General features: G+C 62.9%; 18 protein-coding genes. 12 read left to right on the top strand and 6 right to left on the bottom strand.

Annotated features, from left to right (window positions below; genetic code table 11):
* The first annotated feature begins 3 nt into the window (after nucleotides 1–3).
* The 4 genes from pbN1_RS03990 to pbN1_RS03975 are packed head-to-tail and all read left to right on the top strand — an operon-like array spanning nucleotide 4 to nucleotide 5,960.
* The gene (locus tag pbN1_RS03990) at nucleotides 4–1,233 is read left to right on the top strand and encodes a DUF262 domain-containing protein (protein ID WP_169201260.1); all 1,230 of its coding nucleotides are present in this window, start codon (nucleotides 4–6) and stop codon (nucleotides 1,231–1,233) included.
* Nucleotides 1,226–2,353 carry an AAA family ATPase gene (locus pbN1_RS03985; protein ID WP_169201259.1) on the top strand — a complete coding sequence of 376 codons (1,128 nt, stop codon included), beginning with the start codon at nucleotides 1,226–1,228 and terminating at the stop codon, nucleotides 2,351–2,353. Before pbN1_RS03990 ends, pbN1_RS03985 begins: the two co-directional genes overlap by 8 nt.
* A gap of 8 nt (nucleotides 2,354–2,361) precedes the next feature.
* The gene (locus pbN1_RS03980) at nucleotides 2,362–3,177 is read left to right on the top strand and encodes a hypothetical protein (RefSeq protein ID WP_169201258.1); all 816 of its coding nucleotides are present in this window, start codon (nucleotides 2,362–2,364) and stop codon (nucleotides 3,175–3,177) included.
* Nucleotides 3,174–5,960, top strand: a complete 2,787-nt coding sequence (locus tag pbN1_RS03975) for a restriction endonuclease (RefSeq protein WP_169201257.1) — start codon at nucleotides 3,174–3,176, stop codon at nucleotides 5,958–5,960. Before pbN1_RS03980 ends, pbN1_RS03975 begins: the two co-directional genes overlap by 4 nt.
* Nucleotides 5,961–6,463: 503 nt before the next feature.
* Here the strand turns inward: pbN1_RS03975 and pbN1_RS03970 are convergent.
* The gene (locus tag pbN1_RS03970) at nucleotides 6,464–6,949 is read right to left on the bottom strand and encodes a tellurite resistance TerB family protein (protein WP_169201256.1); all 486 of its coding nucleotides are present in this window, start codon (nucleotides 6,947–6,949) and stop codon (nucleotides 6,464–6,466) included.
* Nucleotides 6,950–7,247: 298 nt separating this feature from the next.
* Between pbN1_RS03970 and pbN1_RS03965 the strand changes: the two genes are divergently transcribed.
* Entirely contained in the window at nucleotides 7,248–8,447 is a 1,200-nt protein-coding gene (locus tag pbN1_RS03965; protein WP_169201255.1) for an ATP-binding protein, read from the top strand.
* A gap of 24 nt (nucleotides 8,448–8,471) precedes the next feature.
* Here the strand turns inward: pbN1_RS03965 and pbN1_RS03960 are convergent, their stop codons facing one another.
* On the bottom strand, nucleotides 8,472–9,674 hold the full coding sequence (locus pbN1_RS03960; RefSeq protein WP_169201254.1) for an ammonium transporter: 1,203 nt from the start codon (nucleotides 9,672–9,674) through the stop codon (nucleotides 8,472–8,474).
* A gap of 229 nt (nucleotides 9,675–9,903) precedes the next feature.
* Between pbN1_RS03960 and pbN1_RS03955 the strand changes: the two genes are divergently transcribed.
* Entirely contained in the window at nucleotides 9,904–10,824 is a 921-nt protein-coding gene (locus pbN1_RS03955) for a DMT family transporter (RefSeq protein ID WP_169201253.1), read from the top strand.
* Here pbN1_RS03955 and pbN1_RS03950 read toward each other — a convergent pair.
* Nucleotides 10,802–11,062, bottom strand: a complete 261-nt coding sequence (locus tag pbN1_RS03950) for an outer membrane protein assembly factor BamE (RefSeq protein WP_169201252.1) — start codon at nucleotides 11,060–11,062, stop codon at nucleotides 10,802–10,804. The genes pbN1_RS03955 and pbN1_RS03950 overlap by 23 nt on opposite strands.
* Nucleotides 11,063–11,172: 110 nt before the next feature.
* Between pbN1_RS03950 and pbN1_RS03945 the strand changes: the two genes are divergently transcribed.
* A complete protein-coding gene (locus tag pbN1_RS03945; RefSeq protein WP_169201251.1) occupies nucleotides 11,173–12,402 on the top strand; it encodes a glycosyltransferase family 4 protein in 1,230 nt (409 codons plus the stop codon).
* Nucleotides 12,403–12,404: 2 nt separating this feature from the next.
* Complete coding sequence (locus pbN1_RS03940) at nucleotides 12,405–13,184, top strand: UDP-2,3-diacylglucosamine diphosphatase (RefSeq protein WP_169201250.1); 780 nt, start codon at nucleotides 12,405–12,407, stop codon at nucleotides 13,182–13,184.
* 91 nt (nucleotides 13,185–13,275) lie between these two features.
* Here pbN1_RS03940 and pbN1_RS03935 read toward each other — a convergent pair whose 3' ends face one another.
* Genes pbN1_RS03935 through hyi form a run of 3 tightly spaced genes read right to left on the bottom strand, consistent with a single transcriptional unit; the run spans nucleotide 13,276 to nucleotide 15,816 of the window.
* Nucleotides 13,276–13,686, bottom strand: a complete 411-nt coding sequence (locus pbN1_RS03935) for a GlcG/HbpS family heme-binding protein (protein ID WP_169201249.1) — start codon at nucleotides 13,684–13,686, stop codon at nucleotides 13,276–13,278.
* 29 nt (nucleotides 13,687–13,715) lie between these two features.
* On the bottom strand, nucleotides 13,716–14,978 hold the full coding sequence (locus pbN1_RS03930; RefSeq protein ID WP_169201248.1) for a glycerate kinase type-2 family protein: 1,263 nt from the start codon (nucleotides 14,976–14,978) through the stop codon (nucleotides 13,716–13,718).
* Nucleotides 14,979–15,030: 52 nt separating this feature from the next.
* Nucleotides 15,031–15,816, bottom strand: coding sequence for a hydroxypyruvate isomerase (hyi, locus tag pbN1_RS03925; protein WP_169201247.1), 786 nt, complete (start codon nucleotides 15,814–15,816; stop codon nucleotides 15,031–15,033).
* 164 nt (nucleotides 15,817–15,980) lie between these two features.
* On the opposite strand from hyi, the gene pbN1_RS03920 reads away from it, so the two are divergent.
* The 4 genes from pbN1_RS03920 (at nucleotide 15,981) to pbN1_RS03905 (ending at nucleotide 21,480) form a co-directional block, all read left to right on the top strand.
* Nucleotides 15,981–17,141 (top strand): NnrS family protein, encoded by a 1,161-nt coding sequence (locus pbN1_RS03920; protein WP_169201246.1) that lies wholly within the window; start codon nucleotides 15,981–15,983, stop codon nucleotides 17,139–17,141.
* 70 nt (nucleotides 17,142–17,211) lie between these two features.
* Entirely contained in the window at nucleotides 17,212–18,642 is a 1,431-nt protein-coding gene (locus pbN1_RS03915; protein ID WP_169201245.1) for an aldehyde dehydrogenase family protein, read from the top strand.
* Between the two features lie 466 nt (nucleotides 18,643–19,108).
* Nucleotides 19,109–19,714, top strand: a complete 606-nt coding sequence (locus tag pbN1_RS03910; protein WP_169201244.1) for an EAL and HDOD domain-containing protein — start codon at nucleotides 19,109–19,111, stop codon at nucleotides 19,712–19,714.
* 212 nt (nucleotides 19,715–19,926) lie between these two features.
* Nucleotides 19,927–21,480, top strand: a complete 1,554-nt coding sequence (locus pbN1_RS03905; protein WP_244857154.1) for a sensor domain-containing diguanylate cyclase — start codon at nucleotides 19,927–19,929, stop codon at nucleotides 21,478–21,480.
* Nucleotides 21,481–21,546: the final 66 nt, after the last annotated feature.

The following is a 21,546-nucleotide window of genomic DNA, read 5'->3' as shown; positions in this document are numbered from 1 at the left end:
GCAATGACGTCAAACAATGATGAAAAAATTGAAGTCTCCAATAATGATGAGGCAGCGCCGCTGGAGGAACTGACTTCCGATAGCACTGGCAGTGGCTTGGAGGCAGAACCATTGGATGATGCCGGGGAAATTCGCGCCCCCTTCGACCCGAAGCTGATTGACGTCATCACCCACCAGCGAACAGTGGATTTACTCATGGCGCGTCTTGGGCACGGCGAGCTTAATCTTTCCCCAGACTTTCAGCGCCGGGCGAATCTATGGAGCGAGGCTCGAAAAAGCGGACTGATCGAGTCCATATTGTTACGTATTCCCATCCCATCCCTCTATGTTTCTGAAGATAAGGATGGGAACTACGAAGTGGTCGATGGGCTGCAACGCTTGTGTGCCATTGCCCACTTCGTGCGAGTCAGTGGGTTAAACAAAGCGTTAAACACTAAGCTCGCCCCCCTGCGACTTACAGGACTGCAATCCCTGAAGAATGAGCTGGATCACAAGGCTTTCGATGACCTGCCTCGTCCGTTGCATCGGCGCATCATGGAAACGGAGTTGACCTTGCATGTCATCCGCTTCGGGACTCCTGCCAATGTCAAGTTCAATATTTTTTCCCGCATCAACCAGGGCGGGCTACCCCTTAAAGCTCAGGAAATCCGCAATGCCATCTATACCGCCGGCAAGTGGCGTGAACACGTTCGCCGCATGGCGATAACCAAGGATTTTCTCTCCGCCACCGAAGGAAAAATTAAAGGCGAACGGCTAGAGGATCACGAATTAGTGCTTCGCTTTGCTGCTCTATTTTCCCTGCCTAGCGATGAGAAGCGACATCCCGATGAGAACCTGGAGGAGTTTTTGAATGAGTTTGTTGATAAACGCGCGGTGGGATGGAACGATCAAAAATGGCAGGAGACGGAAGCGGCGTTTGACCGTGCAATGAAGAGCGCGCCCCGTGTCTTTGGACGGATGGCCTTCCGCAAATATTCTAAGCCCAATGAGGCAAGACGCCCGATCAATCGCGGCCTATTTGAAACCGAAGCCGTCGCTCTTGCGCAGCGCCCTGATATTGAGATCAATGCCCTGGCGGAGCGTTCGGATCAAGTCATAGAAAAATTCGGCCAGAAGTTTTCCGGCGACAATGATTTTGCCAATGCTCTGCTTTACGCGACCGGCAAAGGTTGGGCATCCAACAAGCGGCTTGAGGTGATAAACGCGATTTTTGAGGAGGTGCTCCATGCTTGATCGTATTCACCTGTACAACTTCAAAGCAGCGCGAAGCCTGGATCTACCTTTAGCACCATTGACGATGCTGGCTGGCCTTAATGGCTCGGGCAAGAGCACGGTTTTGCAGAGCCTCGCGGCTATACGCCAGTCTTATCAGGTCGGGCAAGGTCATGGCATGCAGCTCGGTGGCCCCCTCGTCGCCCTCGGTCAGGGAATGGACGTTCTGAGTGAGGGCGCCAAAGACGAGACCATTACGGTGGCAGTCCTGGAGGGTGACACGGAGTATTGCTGGGTGTGCGAAGCACTACCTGAAGCGAATCAACTGAAGTTCATCGAGTCGCCATCGCCCCCTCATGGCTTTGCAGTCAACCCTCATTTTCAATATCTGCAAGCGGACCGCATTGTTCCTCGAACCCTCTATCCTCAAGCAGATCAGCAAGCGCGGCAAGACGGTCTGTTAGGTAGTCATGGGGAGTTCACTGCAGATTTTCTTGCCAGCAACAGAGATCAGTCTGTTTCGGAAAAACGTCGTTGCACGAAAGAGTGCGGCGCCTTGGATGACGCCATGTGGGCCAAGATCGCGCCGACGCCCCAATTGCTGGACCAAGTGGCCGGCTGGTTGCAGCAGATCAGCCCCGGTGCTCGCTTGCGGGCAGAGCTACTGAAAGGCACGGACGAGGTGATCCTTCAATTCCAGTATGTCGGACAGGCACGCGGTCTTGAGCCACGTTTTTACCGGCCAACCCATGTTGGATTTGGCCTTACCTACAGTCTGCCCATTCTGGTGGCCTGCCTGGCCGCACCGGCCGGCTCCTTGTTGCTAATCGAGAATCCTGAGGCCCATCTGCACCCGCAGGGGCAAGTAAAGATGGGCGAGTTGCTGGGGCTTTGCGCTTCCGATGGCGTACAAATTTTGGTTGAGACCCATAGCGACCATGTATTGAATGGCATCCGCCTTGCTGTCAAGAAAGGCGCATTGAAGGCCGATGATGTGAGGCTGTGCTACTTCACACGAGATGTGTCCAGCGGGGATTGTTATGTGGAATTGCCTTCCGTATTGCCCGACGGGCAACTAACCAACTGGCCGGATGGGTTTTTCGATCAGTGGGAAAAAAGCCTTGATGCGCTTCTGGACTGAGGTGCACTGTGAAATCGCTCGTGCTGTACTTCAATGAACTATCTGCGCCACCTGGGGGGATGCCGCCAGAATTGGAAGCAGATTGGAAAACATGGACGCTGGAGCTCTTTGCTTGTCTGCAGCAGGTCAGTCGACATCAACCCGATGTAACTATGGCGTTGCCGACAGGTCATTGGCATGAGCTGTGCGGTGCCAAGCCCCTTTCTGCTTGGGTAAGGGAATGGCTGGGAAGGACTGAGTATCAACGGTTGTTGCCAAGACTTCGCAATGTTTGCCCCATGGATAGCCTAGATACTGATGTTTATTTCAACAACCAGAAGGCCGTCGGTTTGAGCTTTTCTCATCTTGTTGGCAGTTGGGCTTTTAGTTTTCCGGTAGCCAATTCCGACTGGCTTTCTTCTTCGATTACCGCTTCGGCATGTCGTTTGGAGGGTGAAGACATTGCCGAGCAAGCGTGCGAAATCCAACATGTTGCCAATTGCGCCCATGCAACCCGTTGGCAGCAGAATTTGGTTGATTGGGGTAGAGGTTTGACCGAAGGGAACACAATCGGCGAATTGGCGAACTACCCTATACAGATGTACCCGCTAGATCATGGGTACCCGCATGTCCATCTGGTTGATCCCCAACGGCTAACTCCCACAGGACGGCCTAAAACGCTTGCTAAGTACCGGATTGATCGTTTCGAGCGCATGGAAGGGCCACCATCTTGGGATAATGACATGCGTTCTTGGATCGAGCGGCACACGAAACTATTGTTGAGTTCCTGGGGGCGTTGTCAGCGCGGCCAACACCCCTATCGAATTATGGGGGATGGGTTGTGAAACTGCAATTCGATGCGAATCAGGACTATCAGCTCGAAGCCATACGTGCCGTCGTTGCGCTGTTCGACGGGCAGCCGGATTCCTCTCATGCGGCAGTGTCGCGGGAAGACGAGCTTTCCAGTTTGCAGCTCAATGAGTTAGGCGTGGCAAACCAGCGCGTCATCGATGATGAGCAATGGCTGAAAAACTTGCATGCCATACAAACCGCGCATGGCATTGCGCTGTCGCCCGCACTTGAAACGATGATGCTGGACGATGGCGCTTCGATTGGTGCTTGCCCCAACTTCACGGTCGAGATGGAAACCGGTACCGGCAAGACTTACGTTTATCTGCGCACGATCCATGAATTATCGATGACCTACGGGTTCAAGAAATTCGTGATCGTGGTGCCCTCGGTGGCGATCCGCGAGGGCGTGCTGAAAAGCCTGCAAATCACTCAGGACCACTTCAAGACGCTATACGATTATGAGCGTGTTGAGTTCAAGGTTTATGACTCGGCAAAAGTCAACGAGCTGAGAAATTTTGCGCTGTCCGATGCCATCCAGATCCTGGTCATCAACATCGATGCTTTTGCCAAGGATTCGACAGAGCCGAGCACTACTGCTGAAGCTAAGAAGGTCAAGAAGAGCAAAGGCAACGTCATCAACCAGTTACGGGAAACCGGGGTCAAACCCATCGAGTTTATTCAGTCAGCTCACCCTATTGTCATCTTGGACGAGCCGCAGAATCTGGAAACCGACATTCGCAAGCAGGCAATCGCGCGGCTCAACCCTATGTGCACGTTGCGCTATTCAGCGACCCACCGAAACGCCTACAACCTGATTTATTCGCTGGACCCGGTACGCGCCTACGAATTGGGACTGGTCAAGCAGATTGGTGTGGATTCAGTCATTGAGCTGAAGGATGCGAATCGAGCCTTTGTCGAAGTGGAAAGCTTCAAGACCGGTGCGCGAAGCGTCAAGGCCAAGCTCTCGATCTGGCGCAACCAATCGAGCGGGCCAGAAAAAGCCAGCGTGAGCGTGAAGAACGGCGACGACCTGTTTGCGCTTTCAAACCAGCGCGAGATTTATCGCGATGGTTTCATCGTCAATGAAATCGACGCGGGGGAAGGTTTCATCACCTTTGCCAACGACGTGAAGGTGCGGGCCGGGAGTCCGCACGGCGCATTGACGGATGCCATCCTGCGTTTGCAGATCGAGGCAACGGTGCGCCGCCACTTTGAGAAAGCACAGAAACTGCACCCGATGGGAATCAAGGTGCTGTCGGTGTTTTTTATCGACCGCGTGGTCAACTATCGTGCTTACGCCGAGGACGGCACGGCGACCAAGGGCAAGTTCGGCGAATGGTTTGAAGAAATCTATGAGCAGTACCGCGCCAAAGCCGAATACATCGGCCTGATGCCACATGATGGCGCGAAAGTTCACAACGGCTATTTTTCTCAGGACAAGCGGGCGGTGTCGCCTTTCGAGACGCTGACCGGAAAAACTAACGCCGATGCCGAAGCCAGCACCTTCGAACTCATCATGCGCGACAAGGAACGCCTGCTGGACCTAACTGAACCGCTGGCATTCATTTTCAGTCACTCCGCGCTGCGCGAGGGTTGGGATAACCCCAACGTATTCCAGATTTGCACGCTCGCCGAAAGCAGCTCTGAAATCAAGAAACGGCAGGAGATCGGGCGCGGTTTGCGTCTGTGCGTCAAAGGCGTGGGCGATGAATTTGTGCGGGTGAATGACCGCGCGATCAACCGCCTGACCGTGATTGCAAACGAGAGCTACGAGGACTTCGCCAACCAGTTACAGACCGAAATGCTTGATGCCGGCGTCAAGTTCAAGCGCGACATGGTTCAAAACGAACGCAACAAAGTGACCGTGCGACTGCGCAAAGGCTACGACACGGACAGCCAGTTTTTGGAGCTTTGGGAAAGGATTCGGGCACGCACTCGTTACCGAGTCGAATACAAGACAAGCGAGTTGATCGCAAAGGCGGCGAGCCGTGTTAAAACGAAGTTGCCCGCCATCGAGCGCCCCAAGATGGCACTGACTCGCGCTGAAATTGCGATTGGTGCAACCGGCGTATCCGGCACGCAAACGGGCTTCCGCACACAGACGGTGGAGGCAAAGTACGTGATGCCGGATTTTGTCGGCCAAGTGCAGAACAAAACAGGGCTGGCGAAGTCCACCGTGGCGCGCATTCTGCTGGATTCCGGGCGATTGGCGGATGCCGTCAATAATCCGCAGGCGTTTGTGGATCAGGTGTCGGAACTGGTCAATGCCGAGAAGCGGGAGTTTCTGGTCTACGGCGACAATTCCGAAGGCAGCGGGGTGAAATACCTCAAGCTGGAAAATGCTTTCTACGAAATGCGCCGGTTTGAAGCTGACGACTTGATGGAGGTTTTCGCGTCCAATGTCTGTGCCGTGGGCAAGCAGGATAAAACGCTGTTCTCGCACATCGTCATCGACTCGAATTCCAGCCCCGAACGCTTGTTTGCTCAAGCCTGCGAGGACAACGACGACGTTTTGTTCTACATCAAGCTGCCGCGCTGGTTTCAGATCGAAACGCCCGTCGGCCCGTACAACCCCGACTGGGCGGTGGCCTACAAGAACGACAAGGTGTTGTACTTCGTGGCTGAAACCAAGAAGACCGGCAACACCGGCCATGTGCAACTCGGGCTGCTGCGGCCGATTGAGGATTTGCGCATCGAATGCGGCAAGCGCCATTTCAAGAACTTCGAGGAAGTACGGTTTCGAGTCGTCAGTTCTCTCGAAGAGTTGGTCAGCTGACCCATCGGAATTACAGGTCAACAACTTCCATAAAAATCGAGGCGCTGCCGCTTTGGGTGGGAGGTGCGGCAGCTGACGTATGGATTGCGGACGAAGATGGGCCTGATCGCCAGTTTCCGCTCAGGCGGAAAACCAGAAGCTCACAGCCACGTTGGTGAAGGTCTCTTCTGGGTCGATACCACCAGTTGGATAACCGCGGACCGGCCGTTCGACGGCGCTGAGCGCCGTGCGGCGGCTTTCCGCAACACTGCCGCCATTCAGTGTCTCGAACGGTCGCTGTACTTCGTCACTTGCCCTTCAGTCCGGCGCGGCACGAAGATCTGCATCAGGTCGGGAGCAATCGTTCACGGAAACCGATCGCGCACACGCGTTGGCGCCGATTTCCAATCTCGCTGATCGTCGCCCGATTCGGCGCAATCCCGGCGGTGGTGCAGCCCGGCAGGACGGACGATTGCGGTGCGTAATGCCTCGTCGCGGTGCCGTGATGCGCGATCACCGTGCGATCACGGAGCGGCTGGCGCGTCGGGCACGTTCATGTGCTGCCGGGCGCGCTGCTTCGCGGCGACGTAGGCGGCGTGAGGAATGTGGAGCAGGTCGCCGAGCTTGCGCATCAGGTGGTTTTCGTGATGACTGATGTGGCCGTCGGCGAGCGCGACCTGCCACAGCAATTCGACGATGCGTAATTTTTGTTCGGCGCTGAAACCCTTGTTGATCTTCGAGGTGAAATGATGGAAATCGGTCGCTTCGCGGGCGTGTGTTTCGGCCAGTTCAAACAGGCGCTCGAGTTCGTCGTCGGCGAGGGCGAACTTGTCGCGCAGGGCCGCGAGCACGGTGCGCCGTTCCTGCGCGCCGATCTTCGCGTCGCTGCGCATCACCTCGACGAGCAGCACCGCGGTCGCCAGTTGCAGCGCGTGCTGGCCGGCCGGTTCATCGGTGGGGGGAGGGGCATCGAACAGCGAACGAAACAGGTCGTTGAGGGTACGAAGCATCGGGGGTTCTCCGGGGGCGGCGGCGTTCGCGAGCGGTGGATTGCGAGTTGCTGTAGGGACACCGCATCGAACCGAAGGTGCCGCGGCGTCCGCCGGGGGCGTGGGGCCAGCCGGGTCCCGACGGGAGCAGGGCGCCGGTTTCCGGCGCCTTGAAAACATCGCATGGCGGGTTCGCGAGCTTACCCGCTGCTGGCTATTCGCACAGGAGTTTCATCGGCCTTCAATGGCCAGCGCTTGATATCAACTAAGCTTACCAATATTATCTTGCGACGATAACATTGGTAAGGTTGGTATAACCGTGGATCCTGTACGTAACCCATACGCCCCAGGAGCCGGCTCTCCGCCGCCAGAGCTGGCTGGCCGAGACGAGTTGCGCCGCATCGTGCGAATCGCGCTGCAGCGGATCCGGATCGGCAATCCGGCCAAGAGTGTCCTCTTGGTGGGGCTTCGGGGAGTCGGTAAAACCGTACTCCTCGAACGGATGCGTATCGATACCGAAGCCGACGGAATGCAGACCGTCCGCATGGAAGCCCCTGAGGGGCGATCATTGCCGGCGCTCCTGGCCCCTCAGTTACGAGTCGCGCTGTTGCGTCTGAGCCGAGTCGAAGCAGCAAAGGACGTGGCGAAGCGAGGGCTCAGCGCCCTGGCGGGTTTTGCCAAGGCTTTGCGGATCACATACCACGACATCGAAGTCGGCATCGATTACGAACCCGAACCCGGACTTGCCGATAACGGCGATCTGGAAACCGATCTGGCTACCCTTCTGGAACAGGTCGGGATCGCTGCGAAAGAGGCCGGCACGGCAGTGGTAATGTTCATCGATGAACTTCAGTACATCAACGAAGCGCAATTTGCGGCATTGATTTCTGCGCTGCATCGGTGTGCCCAGCTGCGCTTGCCGGTCATGCTCGTCGGCGCGGGTCTCCCTCAGTTACGGGAACGGGCCGGCAGTGCCAAATCCTATGCCGAGCGGCTCTTCGATTACCCGGAGGTCGGCCCCCTTGCCAGCGCTGATGCACGCAAAGCCCTGGAAGCGCCAGCCGAGGCGCTGGGCGTCAAGTTCGACGACGACGCGGTCAAGGCGATCATTGCTCATACGCGGGGCTATCCCTACTTTCTTCAGGAATGGGGGAAGCACGCTTGGGATTTGGCCGATGCCAGCCCGATTACGCTGTCCAATGTAGAGCGAGCCAGCACTGTCGCGATCGCTGCCCTTGATGAAAGCTTCTTCCGGGTGCGATTCGACCGCATGACCCCCCTGGAGCGCCGTTACCTCAGAGCGATGGCCGAACTGGGGCCCGGGCCACACCGCTCCGGCGATATTGCCGCCGTCCTTGGCCGGGAGGTTTCGGCCCTTGCCCCCACACGAGGGAAGATCATCAACAAGGGTATGGTGTGGAGCCCATCGCATGGAGATACGGCCTTCACCGTCCCGCTCTTTGATGAGTTCATGAAGCGGATCATGCCGGGGGACTCGTGGCGGAACGAATCGGCATAACCTGCTTCCTGCGATCACGGCCGCTCACCACGACGTTTCGCGCTCCGCGGTCGCCGAGATCCTGTGCAGCGACAGGTCGGCGCCGGCGAATTCCTGTTCGGGGTCGAGCCGTAGCCCCATCGTCGCCTTGATCGCGCCGTAGACCACCGTGCCGCCGGCGAGCGCCACGACGATGCCGGCGAGCGTTCCGATCGTCTGCGCCGCTAAGCTGACGCCGCCGAGGCCGCCGAGCGCGGTCGAGCCGAAGATTCCGGCCGCGATGCCGCCCCACGCGCCGCACAGGCCGTGCAGCGGCCACACGCCGAGCACGTCGTCGATTTTCCAGCGGTTCTGCGCGACCGTGAACAGGAACACGAACAGGCCGCCGGCGACCGCACCGACCACCAGCGCACCGCCGGGGTGCATCAGGTCCGAGCCGGCGCACACCGCGACCAGTCCCGCGAGCGGGCCGTTATGCACGAAGCCCGGGTCGTTGCGCCCGGCGGCGAGCGCGGCGAGCGTGCCGCCGACCATCGCCATCAACGAATTGATCGCGACGAGCCCATTGACGGCGTCGAGCCGCTGCGCGCTCATCACGTTGAAGCCGAACCAGCCGACGGTCAGGATCCACGCCCCGAGCGCGAGGAACGGGATGCTCGACGGCGGATGCGCGGAGATCGCGCCGTTCTTGTGGTAGCGCCCGCGGCGCGCGCCGAGCAGCAGCACGGCGGGCAGCGCGATCCAGCCACCGAAGGCATGCACGACGACGCTGCCGGCGAAGTCGTGGAACTTCGCGCCGAACGCGGCTTCGAGCCAGCTCTGGAAACCGAAGTTGCCGTTCCAGACGACGCCTTCGAAGAACGGGTAGAGAAAGCCGACGATCACGAATGTCGCGATCAGCTGCGGCCCGAAGCGCGCGCGCTCCGCGATGCCGCCGGAGATGATCGCGGGAATGGCCGCGGCGAAAGTGAGCAGGAAGAAGAACTTGACCAGTTCATAGCCCGAGCCGGCGACGAGGCGGTCGGCACCGACGAAAAAATCGCTGCCGTAGGCGATCGAGTAGCCGACGACGAAATACGCGATCGAGGACATCGCGAAATCGCTGATGATCTTCACCAGCGCGTTCACCTGGTTCTTCTTGCGCACCGTGCCGACTTCGAGGAAGGCGAATCCCGCGTGCATCGCGAGCACCATGATGGCGCCGAGCAATACAAAGAGGACGTCGGCCGAGGTCTTGAACTGCTCCATGAACGGACTCCACTGGCAAATCCGATCAACTAAGCAAAAACCGAACCGAAAAAATTAAACGTTTTGTTTCAATATCCTGGGAATATCCAGCGCTGCGGCGCACCACCGGAATCCCGGTCGTGGTGCATGTCGGCAAGCCGGATGCACAATCACGGTGCGGCACGCCTCGTCGCAGTGCCTCGAAAATACGGCGGGCGGGCCGGCGGCACATGTTCCAACAGGGCAGACAATGAAAAAAAATCTCGAACTCAAACTGGCGGCCGGAATCCTCGTGCTGCTGTCACTGATCTGGGGCTACAACTGGGTCGTCATGAAGAACGTCATGCGTTATGCCGATCCGTTCGATTTTTCGGCGATCCGCACACTGTTCGGGGCGCTCGCGCTGTTCGCGGTGCTCGCGCTGCGGCGTCAGCCGCTGCGCCCGGTCGCCCTCGGCCCGACGCTGCTGCTCGGCCTGCTGCAGACCACCGCCTTCACGGCGCTGATCCAGTGGGCGCTCGTCAGCGGCGGTGCCGGCAAGACGGCAGTGCTCGTCTATGCGATGCCGTTCTGGCTGCTGCCGATGGCGTGGGTGTTTCTCGGCGAACGGGTGCGCGGCCTGCAGTGGGTCGCCGTCGCGCTGGCGCTGGTCGGGCTCGTCTTCATCCTCGACCCGTCCAAACCGCAGGGCGATCTCTTCAGCACGACGCTGGCGCTGCTCGGCAGCGTCGCTTGGGCGGCGAGCGCGATCGTGCTCAAGCGGCTGCGTGCCCGCGTGAGCGTCGACCTGCTGTCGCTGACCGCGTGGCAGATGCTGCTGGGCTCGCTGGTGCTGTGTGTCATCGCATGGTGGCTGCCGTCCGAGCCACCGCGCCTGACGCCATATTTCATCGCCGCGCTGATCTACAACGGCCTGCTGGCGACGGGGCTCGCGTGGCTGATGTGGGTGTTCATCCTCGACCGCATGCCCGCCGGCCTTGCCGGCCTGTCGTCGCTCGCGATTCCGGCCGTCGGCGTGCTGAGCGGCTGGCTCGAACTCGGCGAGCGCCCGAGCGGACCCGAATCCTTCGGCATGCTGTGCATCGCCGTCGCGCTCGGCCTGATCAGCGCCATCGCGCTGCGCGGCAGGCAGCTGCAGGCCCGCGCCGCTAGCGCAGGTTCTCGGAGTTGAACAGCACCACCTGGTCGGCGACGAAGCTCACCTGCACATGCCGCTTCTCGTCGCCCCACGTGCAGCTTTTCACCGTCATCACGTCGCTGCACTGGTTCGGTGCGCCGAGCAGCTGCTTGACCTCCTCGTACGTCATCCCGACCTTGATCTTGTCGTAGTTTTCGACGGTGACCTTGCTGCAGGCGGCCGCGACGAGGCCGAGCGCGGCAGCGCAGAGCAGGCGGGTGAAGATTTTCATCGGCAGATCTCCGGGTGACGGGAACGGGTCGGTCGTATCGCTAGCGGTGTAACACAAGCTTCATTCGATCGTCACGGATTTTTCGCCCGCCCCGCCTAGCCTTCGGGCTCATGAAAGCCATCGATTTCGTGACCGAAGAATGCGGCCAGCGGCCGTCGAGCCTGCGCGTGGCGCTGGTGACCGAAACCTGGTCGCCCGAGGTCAATGGCGTGGCGATGACGCTCGGCAGGATCGTCGAAGGCCTGATCGCGCGCGGCCACCACGTCCAGCTCGTGCGGCCGCGCCAGGCCGTGGCGGAGCATGCCGCCGATAGCCCCGGACTTGAGCAAGTGCTCGCGCGCGGCATGGCGATTCCGAGCTACGAGGGACTGCGCTTCGGGCTGCCGGCCAAAGCACGGCTTGCCGGAATGTGGTTCCGCCAGCGGCCCGACGTCGTGCATGTCGCCACCGAAGGACCGCTCGGCTGGTCGGCGGTATCGGCCGCGGCCAAGCTCGGCATCCCGACGACATCGGATTTCCACACCAACTTCGATCATTACGCCGAACACTACGGCGTGGGCTGGATGAAGCAGCCGCTGTCCGCGTACCTCAAGCGGCTGCACAACCGCACCGCAGTCACCTTCGTGCCGACGCGCGCCATGGCGCGAGATCTGGCGGAGCGCGGCTATCGCAACCTGGATGTCATAGCACGCGGAGTCGATACACAGCGCTTTCATCCCGCCCGGCGCGACGCCGCGCTGCGCCGCTCGTGGCGTGTCGGCGATGGCGGGCTGGCGGTCATCAGCGTCGGGCGGCTCGCGCCGGAGAAGAACCTGCCGCTCGTGCTCGAAGCCTTCGAGGCGATCCGTCGCGGCCGACCGGATGCGCGGCTCGTCATCGTCGGCGACGGACCGTCGCGCCGGGCATTGCAGGAAAACCATCCCGAACATCATTTCGCCGGAATACGGCTCGGCGACGATCTGGCGGCGCATTACGCATCGGCCGACCTGTTCCTCTTTCCGAGCCTGTCGGAGACCTACGGCAACGTGACGCTCGAAGCGATGGCGAGCGGTCTGTGCGTGGTCGCATACGACTGCGCCGCCGCGTCCGAGGTCATCGGCGACGGGCGGGACGGCCTGCTCGCCCGACCGGGCGACGCCGCGGGATTCGTCGCGCAATCGGCGCGGGCTGCGCGCGATGACGCGCTGCGCATGCGGCTCGCCGCGAATGCGCGCGTTCGCAGCGCATCGCTTGACTGGGAGCGCATCCATGACCGCTTTGCGGATGCGCTGCGGCAGGTCGTCGACCATGCACGCGCCGGCGGCCGCGAGCTGCCGCCGTCCGCAGCCCCGGTGCGGTAGCGATGCCTGCGGTGCGCTCGGTGTTCATCTCCGACGTCCACCTCGGCACCCGCGCGTGCCAGGCCGAGCGTCTGTTGGAGTTCCTGCGCGAATACCCGTCGGAGCATCTGTATCTGGTCGGCGACATCGTCGATTTCTGGGCGATGAGTCGCAGCATCCAGTGGTCGGCCGCGCAGAACACGGTGGTGCAGAAAGTGCTGCGCCGCGCGCGCCACGGCTGCCGCGTGCTGTTCATTCCCGGCAACCACGACGAAGCGCTGCGCCAGCACATCGGCACGGCCTTCGGCGACATCCGGGTCGAAAGCGAATGGGTGCATGAAGCCGCCGACGGGCGCCGCTACTGGCTCGTCCACGGCGACGAATACGATCAGGTCACGCGGCACCATCGCTGGCTCGCGGTGCTCGGCGACGTCGGCTACAACGCGCTCGTGCGGATCAACCACTGGCTGTCGTGGCTGCGCCGCGTGCTGCACATTCCCGGTTACTGGTCGCTTGCCGGCTACGCCAAGCAGAAGGTCAAGCGGGCGGTGAATTTCATATTCGACTTCGAATCGGCGATCGCGCATGCGACGCGCAAGAAGGGGCTCGACGGAGTGATCTGCGGCCACATTCACTGGGCCGCGGACCATGAGATCGAAGGGGTGCGCTACATGAACTGCGGCGACTGGGTCGATAGTTGCAGCGCGATCGTCGAGCATGCCGACGGGCGCATGGAAATCGTGCGCTGGGCGAGCCCGCAGATCCGGACGGAGACCGCCGCGTTCGCGGAAGAAGCCGCATGAAGCAGCGCGCGCGGTCGGGGTGCGGTCGGGCGCGGATGCGCCGGCGGTGTCGTCCGGGCGCGCGAAGCCATGCGCGACTGGCGATGGCGTCTCATGCCGCGGCTCCGGTCAGGGCTTCGACGCCGGCGCGGGCGACCTGCGCGTCCTCGCCGGCCTTGACGCCGGACACGCCGACCGCGCCGATCACGTTGGCGTCGATGACGATCGGCTCGCCGCCTTCGAGCGGCACGACCGGCATCGCCAGTGCGGCGTAGCGGCCGCTGTTGACCATGTCTTCGAAAACCTTGCTCGGCTTGCCGGTCATCACGCAGGTGCGGGCTTTTTCAGGGGCGACGACGGCGCTCATCAGCGGCGCGCCGTCCATGCGCTGCAGCCACAGCGGGTGGCCGCCGGCGTCGCACACCGCGATGCTCACCGCCCAGCCGTTCGCGACGGCCTCGGCTTCGGCTGCCGCGGCGATGCGTTTGACGTCGTCGAGCGTCAGTGCCTTGATATCCTTCATTGCCATCTCCTTCGTTTCGGGTGCCCGGGTCAGAGCACCAGGATTGCGCGGAAATCGTTGACGTTGGTCAGCGTCGGGCCGGTCACGAGCGCGTCGCCGAGCGCCTCGAAGAAGCCGTGAGCGTCATTGTCGTCGAGCCGGTCGCGCGGCGCGATGTCGAGCGACCGGGCGCGCGCCAGCGTGTCTGGCGAGACGAACGCGCCAGCGATCTCCTCCTGCCCGTCGACGCCGTCCGTGTCGCCGGCGAGCGCATGTACGCCGGGTTCGCCATCGAGCGCGAGCGCGAGCGCCAGCAGGAATTCGACATTGCGTCCGCCGCGACCGTTGCCGCGTACCGTCACCGTCGTCTCGCCGCCCGACAGCAGCACGCACGGCGGCGCGACCGGCTGGCCGTGGCGGCGCACCTGCCGCGCGATGCCCGCCATGACCTTGCCGACGTCGCGCGCTTCGCCTTCGATGCTGTCGCCGAGCAGCACGGGCGTGTAGCCGGCGCCCAGGGCGATGCTTGCCGCGGCCTGCAGCGCGATCTGCGGCGTCGCGACGAGCGTCGTCGAGACGCGCTCGAGCCGCGCGTCGCCCGGCTTGACCGTCTCGCCCGCGCCGCTTTCGAGCAGCTCGCGTGCCGCACCCGGCAGCTCGATGCGGTAGCGGCGCGCGATCCCGAGCGCGTCGGCGCAGGTCGTCGCATCGCCGACCGTCGGACCCGAGGCGATGTCCGCCGGATCGTCGCCCGGGACGTCCGAAATCAGCAGATTGACGATGCGCGCGGGATGGCAGGCGGCCGCGAGCCGTCCGCCCTTGATCGCCGAAAGGTGGCGGCGCACGCAGTTCATCTCTGCGATCGTCGCGCCGGACCTGAGCAGTGCGCGGCTGACCGCCTGCTTGTCGTCGAGGCTGAGGCCGTGCGCCGGCAGCGGCAGCAGCGCCGAGCCGCCGCCCGAGATCAGGCAGATCACGAGGTCGTCCGCGTCGAGGCCGTGCACGAGTTCGAGCATGCGCCGGGCGGCGGCGAGCCCCGCGCCGTCGGGCACCGGGTGCGCGGCTTCGACGATCTCGATGCGTTCGCACGGTACCGCATGGCCGTAAGCCGTGACGACGAGCCCCGACAGCTCGCCCGGCCAGTGGCGCTCGAGCGCCTGCGCCATCGCCGCCGACGCCTTGCCGGCGCCGATGACGATCGTGCGCCCCTGCGGCGGCGCCGGCAGGTGGGGCGGGACGCAGCGCTCGGGCTGGGCGGCAGCGACAGCGGCGGCGAACATGTTTCGCAGGACTTCGCGCGCAGTGCGGGGCATCGCGGCTTCCTTGCGCGTAAAGCTGGTTGTCGCCCTCATCGGTCTCAGGCGTTCAGCGCGCCCGCGCCAGCGCGTCGATCCAGCCGAGTCCGTCCATGGTGCCCGCGGCGGGGCGGTACTCGCAACCGATCCAGCCGTCGTAGCCGAGGCGGTCGATGTGGGCGAACAGCCAGGCGAAGTTGATCTCCCCGGTGCCGGGCTCGTTGCGTCCGGGGGTATCCGCGAGCTGCATGTGCGCGATCTTCGGCAGGTGGCGCGCGATCGTGTTGCCGAGTTCGCCTTCCATGCGCTGTGCGTGGTAGATGTCGTACTGGATGAAGAGGTTGTCCGAGCCGACCGCGTCGATGAGGGCGGCCGCCTGCGCGGTGCGGTTCAGATAGAAGCCCGGGATGTCCCAGGTGTTGATCGGCTCGATCAGCAGGCGGATGCCGGCCTCGCCGAGCTTGCCCGCGGCGAAGCGCAGGTTGGCGACGAAAGTCTCGCGCAGCGTGTCCGGATCGACCCCCGGCGGCGCGATCCCGGCGAGGCAGTTGAGCTGCGTGCAGCCGAGCGCCTGCGCGTACTCGATCGCGCACCCCACACCGTCCTGGAACTCGCCGATGCGGTCGGGGTGGCACGCGATGCCGCGCTCGCCGTGCTCCCAGTCGCCCGCGGGCAGGTTGTGCAGTACCTGCACGAGACCGGCGCGGTCGAGCCGCTCGGCGATCGCCTCCTTCGGCAGCGCATACGGGAACTGGAACTCGACGCCCCTGAAGCCGGCCTGCGCGGCCGCGTCGAAGCGCTCGAGGAAATCGAGTTCGTTGAACAGCATCGTCAGGTTCGCGGCAAATCTGGGCATTCGGATTTCTCCTTGTCGTTTCAGTCCGGCTGCGGGCGGCGGCGCGCCGGCGATAAAGTCTATTCCCCCGCGCGCCGGTTCGCGATCACGGGTTATGATCCGCGCGGTTTCACAGTTTCCGTCCATTCCTGTCCGCACAAGCGCCACGCAACCAGACGCTGAGCATGAAATTCTCCACACACCCCGTATGGCTGGTCGGCTTCCGACCTTTCTTCATCCTCGCCTGCCTGTCCGGCATCGTGTTTCCGCTGGCATGGGCGGCGATCTTCGCCGATCATGCGGCGCTGCCGTCGCAGCGCTTTTCCGGCGTGCAATGGCACGCGCACGAGATGTTCTTCGGCTTCGGCTGGGCGGTCATCGGCGGCTTTCTGCTCACGGCGTCGAAGAACTGGGTCCAGATCCGCGGCCATCACGGGCCGGCGCTGATGCTGCTGGTGGCGTTGTGGCTGTTCGAGCGGATCGGCATGCTCTTCGGCGCAGGCTGGCCGCCCGCGCTGTTCGCGCTGTCCAATGTCGCGTTCCTCGCCGCGATCGTCGCGATGCTGATGTGGACGCTCGTCCGCCACCGCGCGACGGACAGCTTTCGCGACAACTACTTCTTCCTGCTGATCCTGCCCGCTTTCCTGCTCGCGAAGTACCTGATCCTGAGTCCGGAACACTTCCGCGCCGGCTGGCTGATGGCGCTCGGGCTGTTCCGCGTCGCGTTCCTCGTGATGATGGAGCGCACGCTGACGCAGTTCATGAAAGGCATCTTCCAGGTCGAGCTGTTGCGCCATCCGCTGCTCGACACCGCAATCAAGCTGCTCGCGGTGTCGCTCGCGCTCGCCGGCCTGATGCCGCCGTCGCTGGCGGCGACGATCTCGTGCGTGCTGGCGCTGCTCCTGGCGATCCGCTTCGTGTTCTGGAAGCCGCAACTCGGGCTGCGCCGGCTCGACCTCGCGGTCATGTATCTCGGCTATCTCGCGATCATTGCGCAGCTGCTGCTCGCCGCACTCGACACCTGGGCCCCGCCGGCCTGGACCGGGGCGCTGGCGCTGCACGTGTTCACTTTCGGCACGATGGGGCTGGTCGTCCCGGCGATGCTGGTGCGTATCTCGAAAGGCCACACCGGACGCAAGGTGGTGTTCGAGCCGGCCGACAGGTTCGCGCTGTGGATCATGCTCGCGGGCTTCGTGCTGCGCATCGTGCTGACGCAGCTCGACCCCGGTCGCTACGTGCTGTGGATCGACCTGTCCGCGCTGTGCTGGGCGGCCTGCTTCGGCCTTCTCGCGTGGCGCTACACGCCTTTCCTGCTGCAGGCGCGGATCGACGGCAAGGAACACTGAGCGGTGCCGGCGTGCAACGTTACCGGTTCGTTATAGTCGACGGGTTTTCCTTCCAGCCGAGGGCAGCTCCATGACTCTCTTACGCGACAAGTTTTTCATCGATGGCCGCTGGGTCGCTGCACAAGGCCGCGGCTTCATCGACGTCATCGACCCGAGCGACGCGTCGGTCTACGCCCGTATTCCCGAAGGCGTGCCGGCGGACGCCGAAGCCGCGATCGCCGCGGCGCGCGGCGCGTTCGACTCGTGGTCGCGCACGTCCCCGGCGGAACGCGCGCAATACCTCGAGCGCATCGCCACGGGCTTCCAGGCGCGCAGCGACGAGCTCGCGCTGGCGATCGCGCACGAAGTCGGCATGCCGCTGAAAATGGCCTCGCGCATCCAGGTCGGCGGGCCGCTCGCGAGCTGGCAGCATTACGCGAAGCTCGCGCGCGAGTTCGAATGGGAAGCGCGCGTCGGCAATTCGCTCGTCGTGCGCGAGCCGGTCGGCGTGGTCGGCGCGATCACGCCGTGGAACTTCCCGCTCAACCAGATCACGCTGAAAGTCGCGCCGGCGCTCGCCGCGGGCTGCACGGTCGTGCTCAAGCCGTCCGAAGTCGCGCCGATCAACGCGTTCATTCTCGCCGAGATCATCGAGGCAGCGGGGCTACCGGCCGGCGTCTTCAACCTCATCACCGGTTACGGCCCGGTCGTCGGCGAAGTGCTCGCATCGGACCCGCGCGTCGACATGGTGTCCTTCACCGGGTCGACGCGCGCCGGGCGACGGGTCGCCGAGCTTGCCGCGGCGACGGTGAAAAAGGTCGCGCTCGAACTCGGCGGCAAGTCGGCGGCGATCGTGCTCGACGACGCGGATCTCGCCGCGGCAGTCAAGGGCACTGTGTCGAACTGCCTGCTGAATTCCGGGCAAACCTGCTCGGCGCATACGCGCCTGCTCGTGCCGCGCGCGAAGCTCGCCGAGGCGGCGACGCTCGCCGCGGCCACCGCGTCGTCGTTCAAGGTCGGCCCGGCGCTCGCCGAAGGCAGCCGCCTGGGCCCCCTGGTGTCGCAGGCGCAGCGCGACCGCGTCGTCGACTACATCCGCCGCGGCCTCGACGAAGGTGCGCGGCTCGCGTGTGGTGGCGTCGACGCGGCGCTCGGCGGGGACGGCTTCTTCGTCGCGCCGACGGTGCTCGTCGTCGAGGACCCGAAGGCGAGCGTCGCGCAGGAGGAGATCTTCGGCCCGGTGCTCGTGATCCTGCCGCACGACGGCGACGAGGACGCGGTTCGCATCGCGAACGATTCGATCTACGGGCTCGCCGGCAGCGTGTGGGCCGGCACCGACGAACATGCGCTCGCGGTCGCACGCCGCATCCGCACCGGCCAGGTCGATGTCAATGGCGCGCCGTGGAACCCGCTCGCGCCGTTCGGCGGCTACCGCCAGTCGGGACTCGGGCGCGAGAACGGCGTGTACGGGCTCGAGGAATTCCTCGAGTACAAGGCGATCCAGCTGCGGCCCGCGCGCTGAGCGGATCGTCGCAGCGCCGCTGCAGGAGCGGGCGCGTGCGCAGGGGCGAGTCGCGCAGACTGTATGGCGGCGCCTGATGCTCGCCGTGGGCGGCGACCGATGCGGGGCAGGTGTCAAATATTCCGACAGCGGCGGGATTCTCGTTGTAAGCCATCCAGACGGCTGGAACGGCCGCCAGGGCAGGTCCTGCAGGCGGATCCTGCGTACTGCAGGCAGGGCGGCGTGCCATACCGGCTTTGGGACGGCGCCGTGTCGCCGAAAGCCGCGGCGAGCCGCTCGACCGTGGTGTCGACGTCCCCGAAATGGGAGCGATCGGGTCAGATGACCCGGTTTTCCCGCATGAGCGGGCGCACCGGCATCGTTTTCACGCACCTCGCGGCCTCCGATCGATCCAAGAGCTCGGCCCGGAAATTGCATATTGAAGGTTGAGCGGACGGAACGTTCCGCGACCCCGACGGAGGCTATCATGGGCAACGATAACGAGGTGTTCGTCGCACGCCAGCCGATTCTGGATCGGCAACGCACTGTGGTCGCGTACGAGCTGCTGTTTCGCGACGACGGCTCCGGCGAAGCGAGGATCGGCGACGGGGCGCGGGCAACCGCCCAGGTGATCGCGCGTGTTTTCGGGCAGCTCGGCCTGCGCAGCGTCGTCGGAGGCTGTAGCGGCTTCGTCAACCTCGACACCGAAACCTTGTTGAGCCGCGACTTCGAGCGCCTGCCCAAGCAAGGGGTCGTCCTCGAGTTGCTCGAGACGATCGAGGTCGACGACGCCGTCGTGCATCGCTGCGCCGAACTGAAGCACTTGGGTTACCGGCTTGCGCTCGATGATTTTTGTGCGATTGCGCCCGCTTACGAGCCGCTCCTCGCGCTCGTGGACATCGTCAAGATCGACGTGTTGCAGCTCGACCCGCGCGCGCTGGAACTGCTGGTTCAGCGACTGAGGCTCTACCCGCCGCGACTGCTCGCCGAGAAGGTCGATACGCTCGAGCGGGCGCGGCGGTGCCTCGCGCTCGGCTTCGATCTCTACCAAGGCTTCTTCTTCGGTCGCCCGACGGCGCTCGCGAGCGCCTGACCCGCGGGGAGGGGCATGTTCGCGGCGCCCGCTTCGGCGGAGCGGGGGGTATCGCGCCGGTCTCATCCGCAATGCGACGACAAGGAGCATCGAGCAGCGCCTGCACGCGGGCGGTAATCGATTGTTGCGGCGCCGTCGCATCTGGGGGGCGAGTCGACAATAATGGGTATGTACAGCCCATTCAGCTTCGCGCCCGCTGCGGCAGGTCGATCATGAGCTCGGATTTCCTCCGCAAAATGAGACACGGGAGCATCGAAAAGCGCAATCCCGACCCGTTGTATGCGGAGCAGGTAAGGCTGCTCTATGAAAATGCGCCTCTCGCTTATACCGTAACGCTGATCAACGGAGCGATCCTCGGTTATATCCAGCTTGCGTTTATTCCCATTGCCGTCGTGCTTGCCTGGTATGGCTGCCTGTTGTTCGTCACAGCGTTCCGGGTCCTGGTTACATGGCGTTATGGCAGAGTCAAACGGAGCGCGGATGAAGCTCGTTTCTGGAACATTGTCTATTCGATCGGCGCGGCGGTAGCCGGCATTGTTTGGGGTGCGGCGGGCTGGGTGCTGTTTCCACTCGATTCGATCGCGCATCAGGTATTCGTTGCTTTTGTTCTAGCCGGCATGGCCGCGGGGGGCGTCAGCGTACTGGCGCCACGAATGGAAGCCTGCCTGGCGTTCCTGTTGCCTGCCCTGTTGCCGCTTGCCATTCAATATCTGACACTGCGCACGCCGTTGCAGACGGCGATGGGCGTCATGACATTGATTTTCCTCGCAGCCATGTCGTTTTCTGCCTGGAATTTCCACCGCGTGATTCGCACCTCGTTGCATCTCCGGTTCGACAAACAGGAACTGGAAGCGGAAGTCACGCGACGCCAGCGCGCCGAAGAACGGCTTTTCCAGGAAAAGGACAGGCTGCAGACCACCGTGAGTTCCATCGGCGAAGGCGTCGCCTTGATCGATGCCGACGGTCGCATCGAATACATCAATCCTGCCGCGGAACAACTTTTCGGCCAGCGTTGCGAGCATGTCCTGCACCGTCCGCCGAATGAAATGTTCGAATGTTTCGACGATCAAGGCGAGCGCATTGCCACCGCGCTGGAAGACAGCCTGCATTCGGCCACGCCGCAAAGGAAGCAATATGTCTTGTATGGAAAGGACAAAGCGAAGTACGTCGTTGAAGAACTGGCCACGCCGCTACTTGACCGCCTTGGCAAACTGGTGGGCGCCGTCTCGGTGTTTCGTGACGTGACGGAGGCGCAGAAATTTACCGAACAGCTGATACACGCCGCCGATCACGACGTGCTTACCGGACTACCAAACCGCAACTTGTTAACGGACAGGACCAAGCAGGCGATCGCGCGGGCGCACCGCAAACATGAAAGCTTTGCGCTGCTCTTCGTGGACCTGGACCAGTTCAAGGCGGTCAACGACACGATGGGACACGCCTGCGGCGACGCGCTATTGATTGATGTCGCAAAGCGTCTTACCGACTGCGTGCGCGCGGAAGACATGGTCGCCAGGCTGGGCGGGGACGAATTCGTGGTCCTGCTCGATGGCCCGACGCACCGCAGGCACGTTGAAGCCGTCGCCAACAAGATTCTGCACACCTTGCGCGAGCCTTTCCAACTCGGGGCCGGGTCCGCCACGATCTCCGGCAGCGTCGGCTGCAGCCTGTATCCCCACGACGGCCGGGACGTGGATAGCCTGCTCGGCCGCGCCGATGCGGCGATGTACCGCGCCAAGCAGATGGGGCGAAATCAGAAAGCTTAAAAGGGATCGTTAGAAAGGGGTCGTCCCGGAAAATGGCGCGGCGACGAGATCCGCAACCAGGCCCGG

The sequence above is a fragment of the Aromatoleum bremense genome (genome assembly GCF_017894365.1).
GTDB lineage: Bacteria > Pseudomonadota > Gammaproteobacteria > Burkholderiales > Rhodocyclaceae > Aromatoleum > Aromatoleum bremense.
This window is presented reverse-complemented; position numbering and strand designations above follow the sequence as displayed.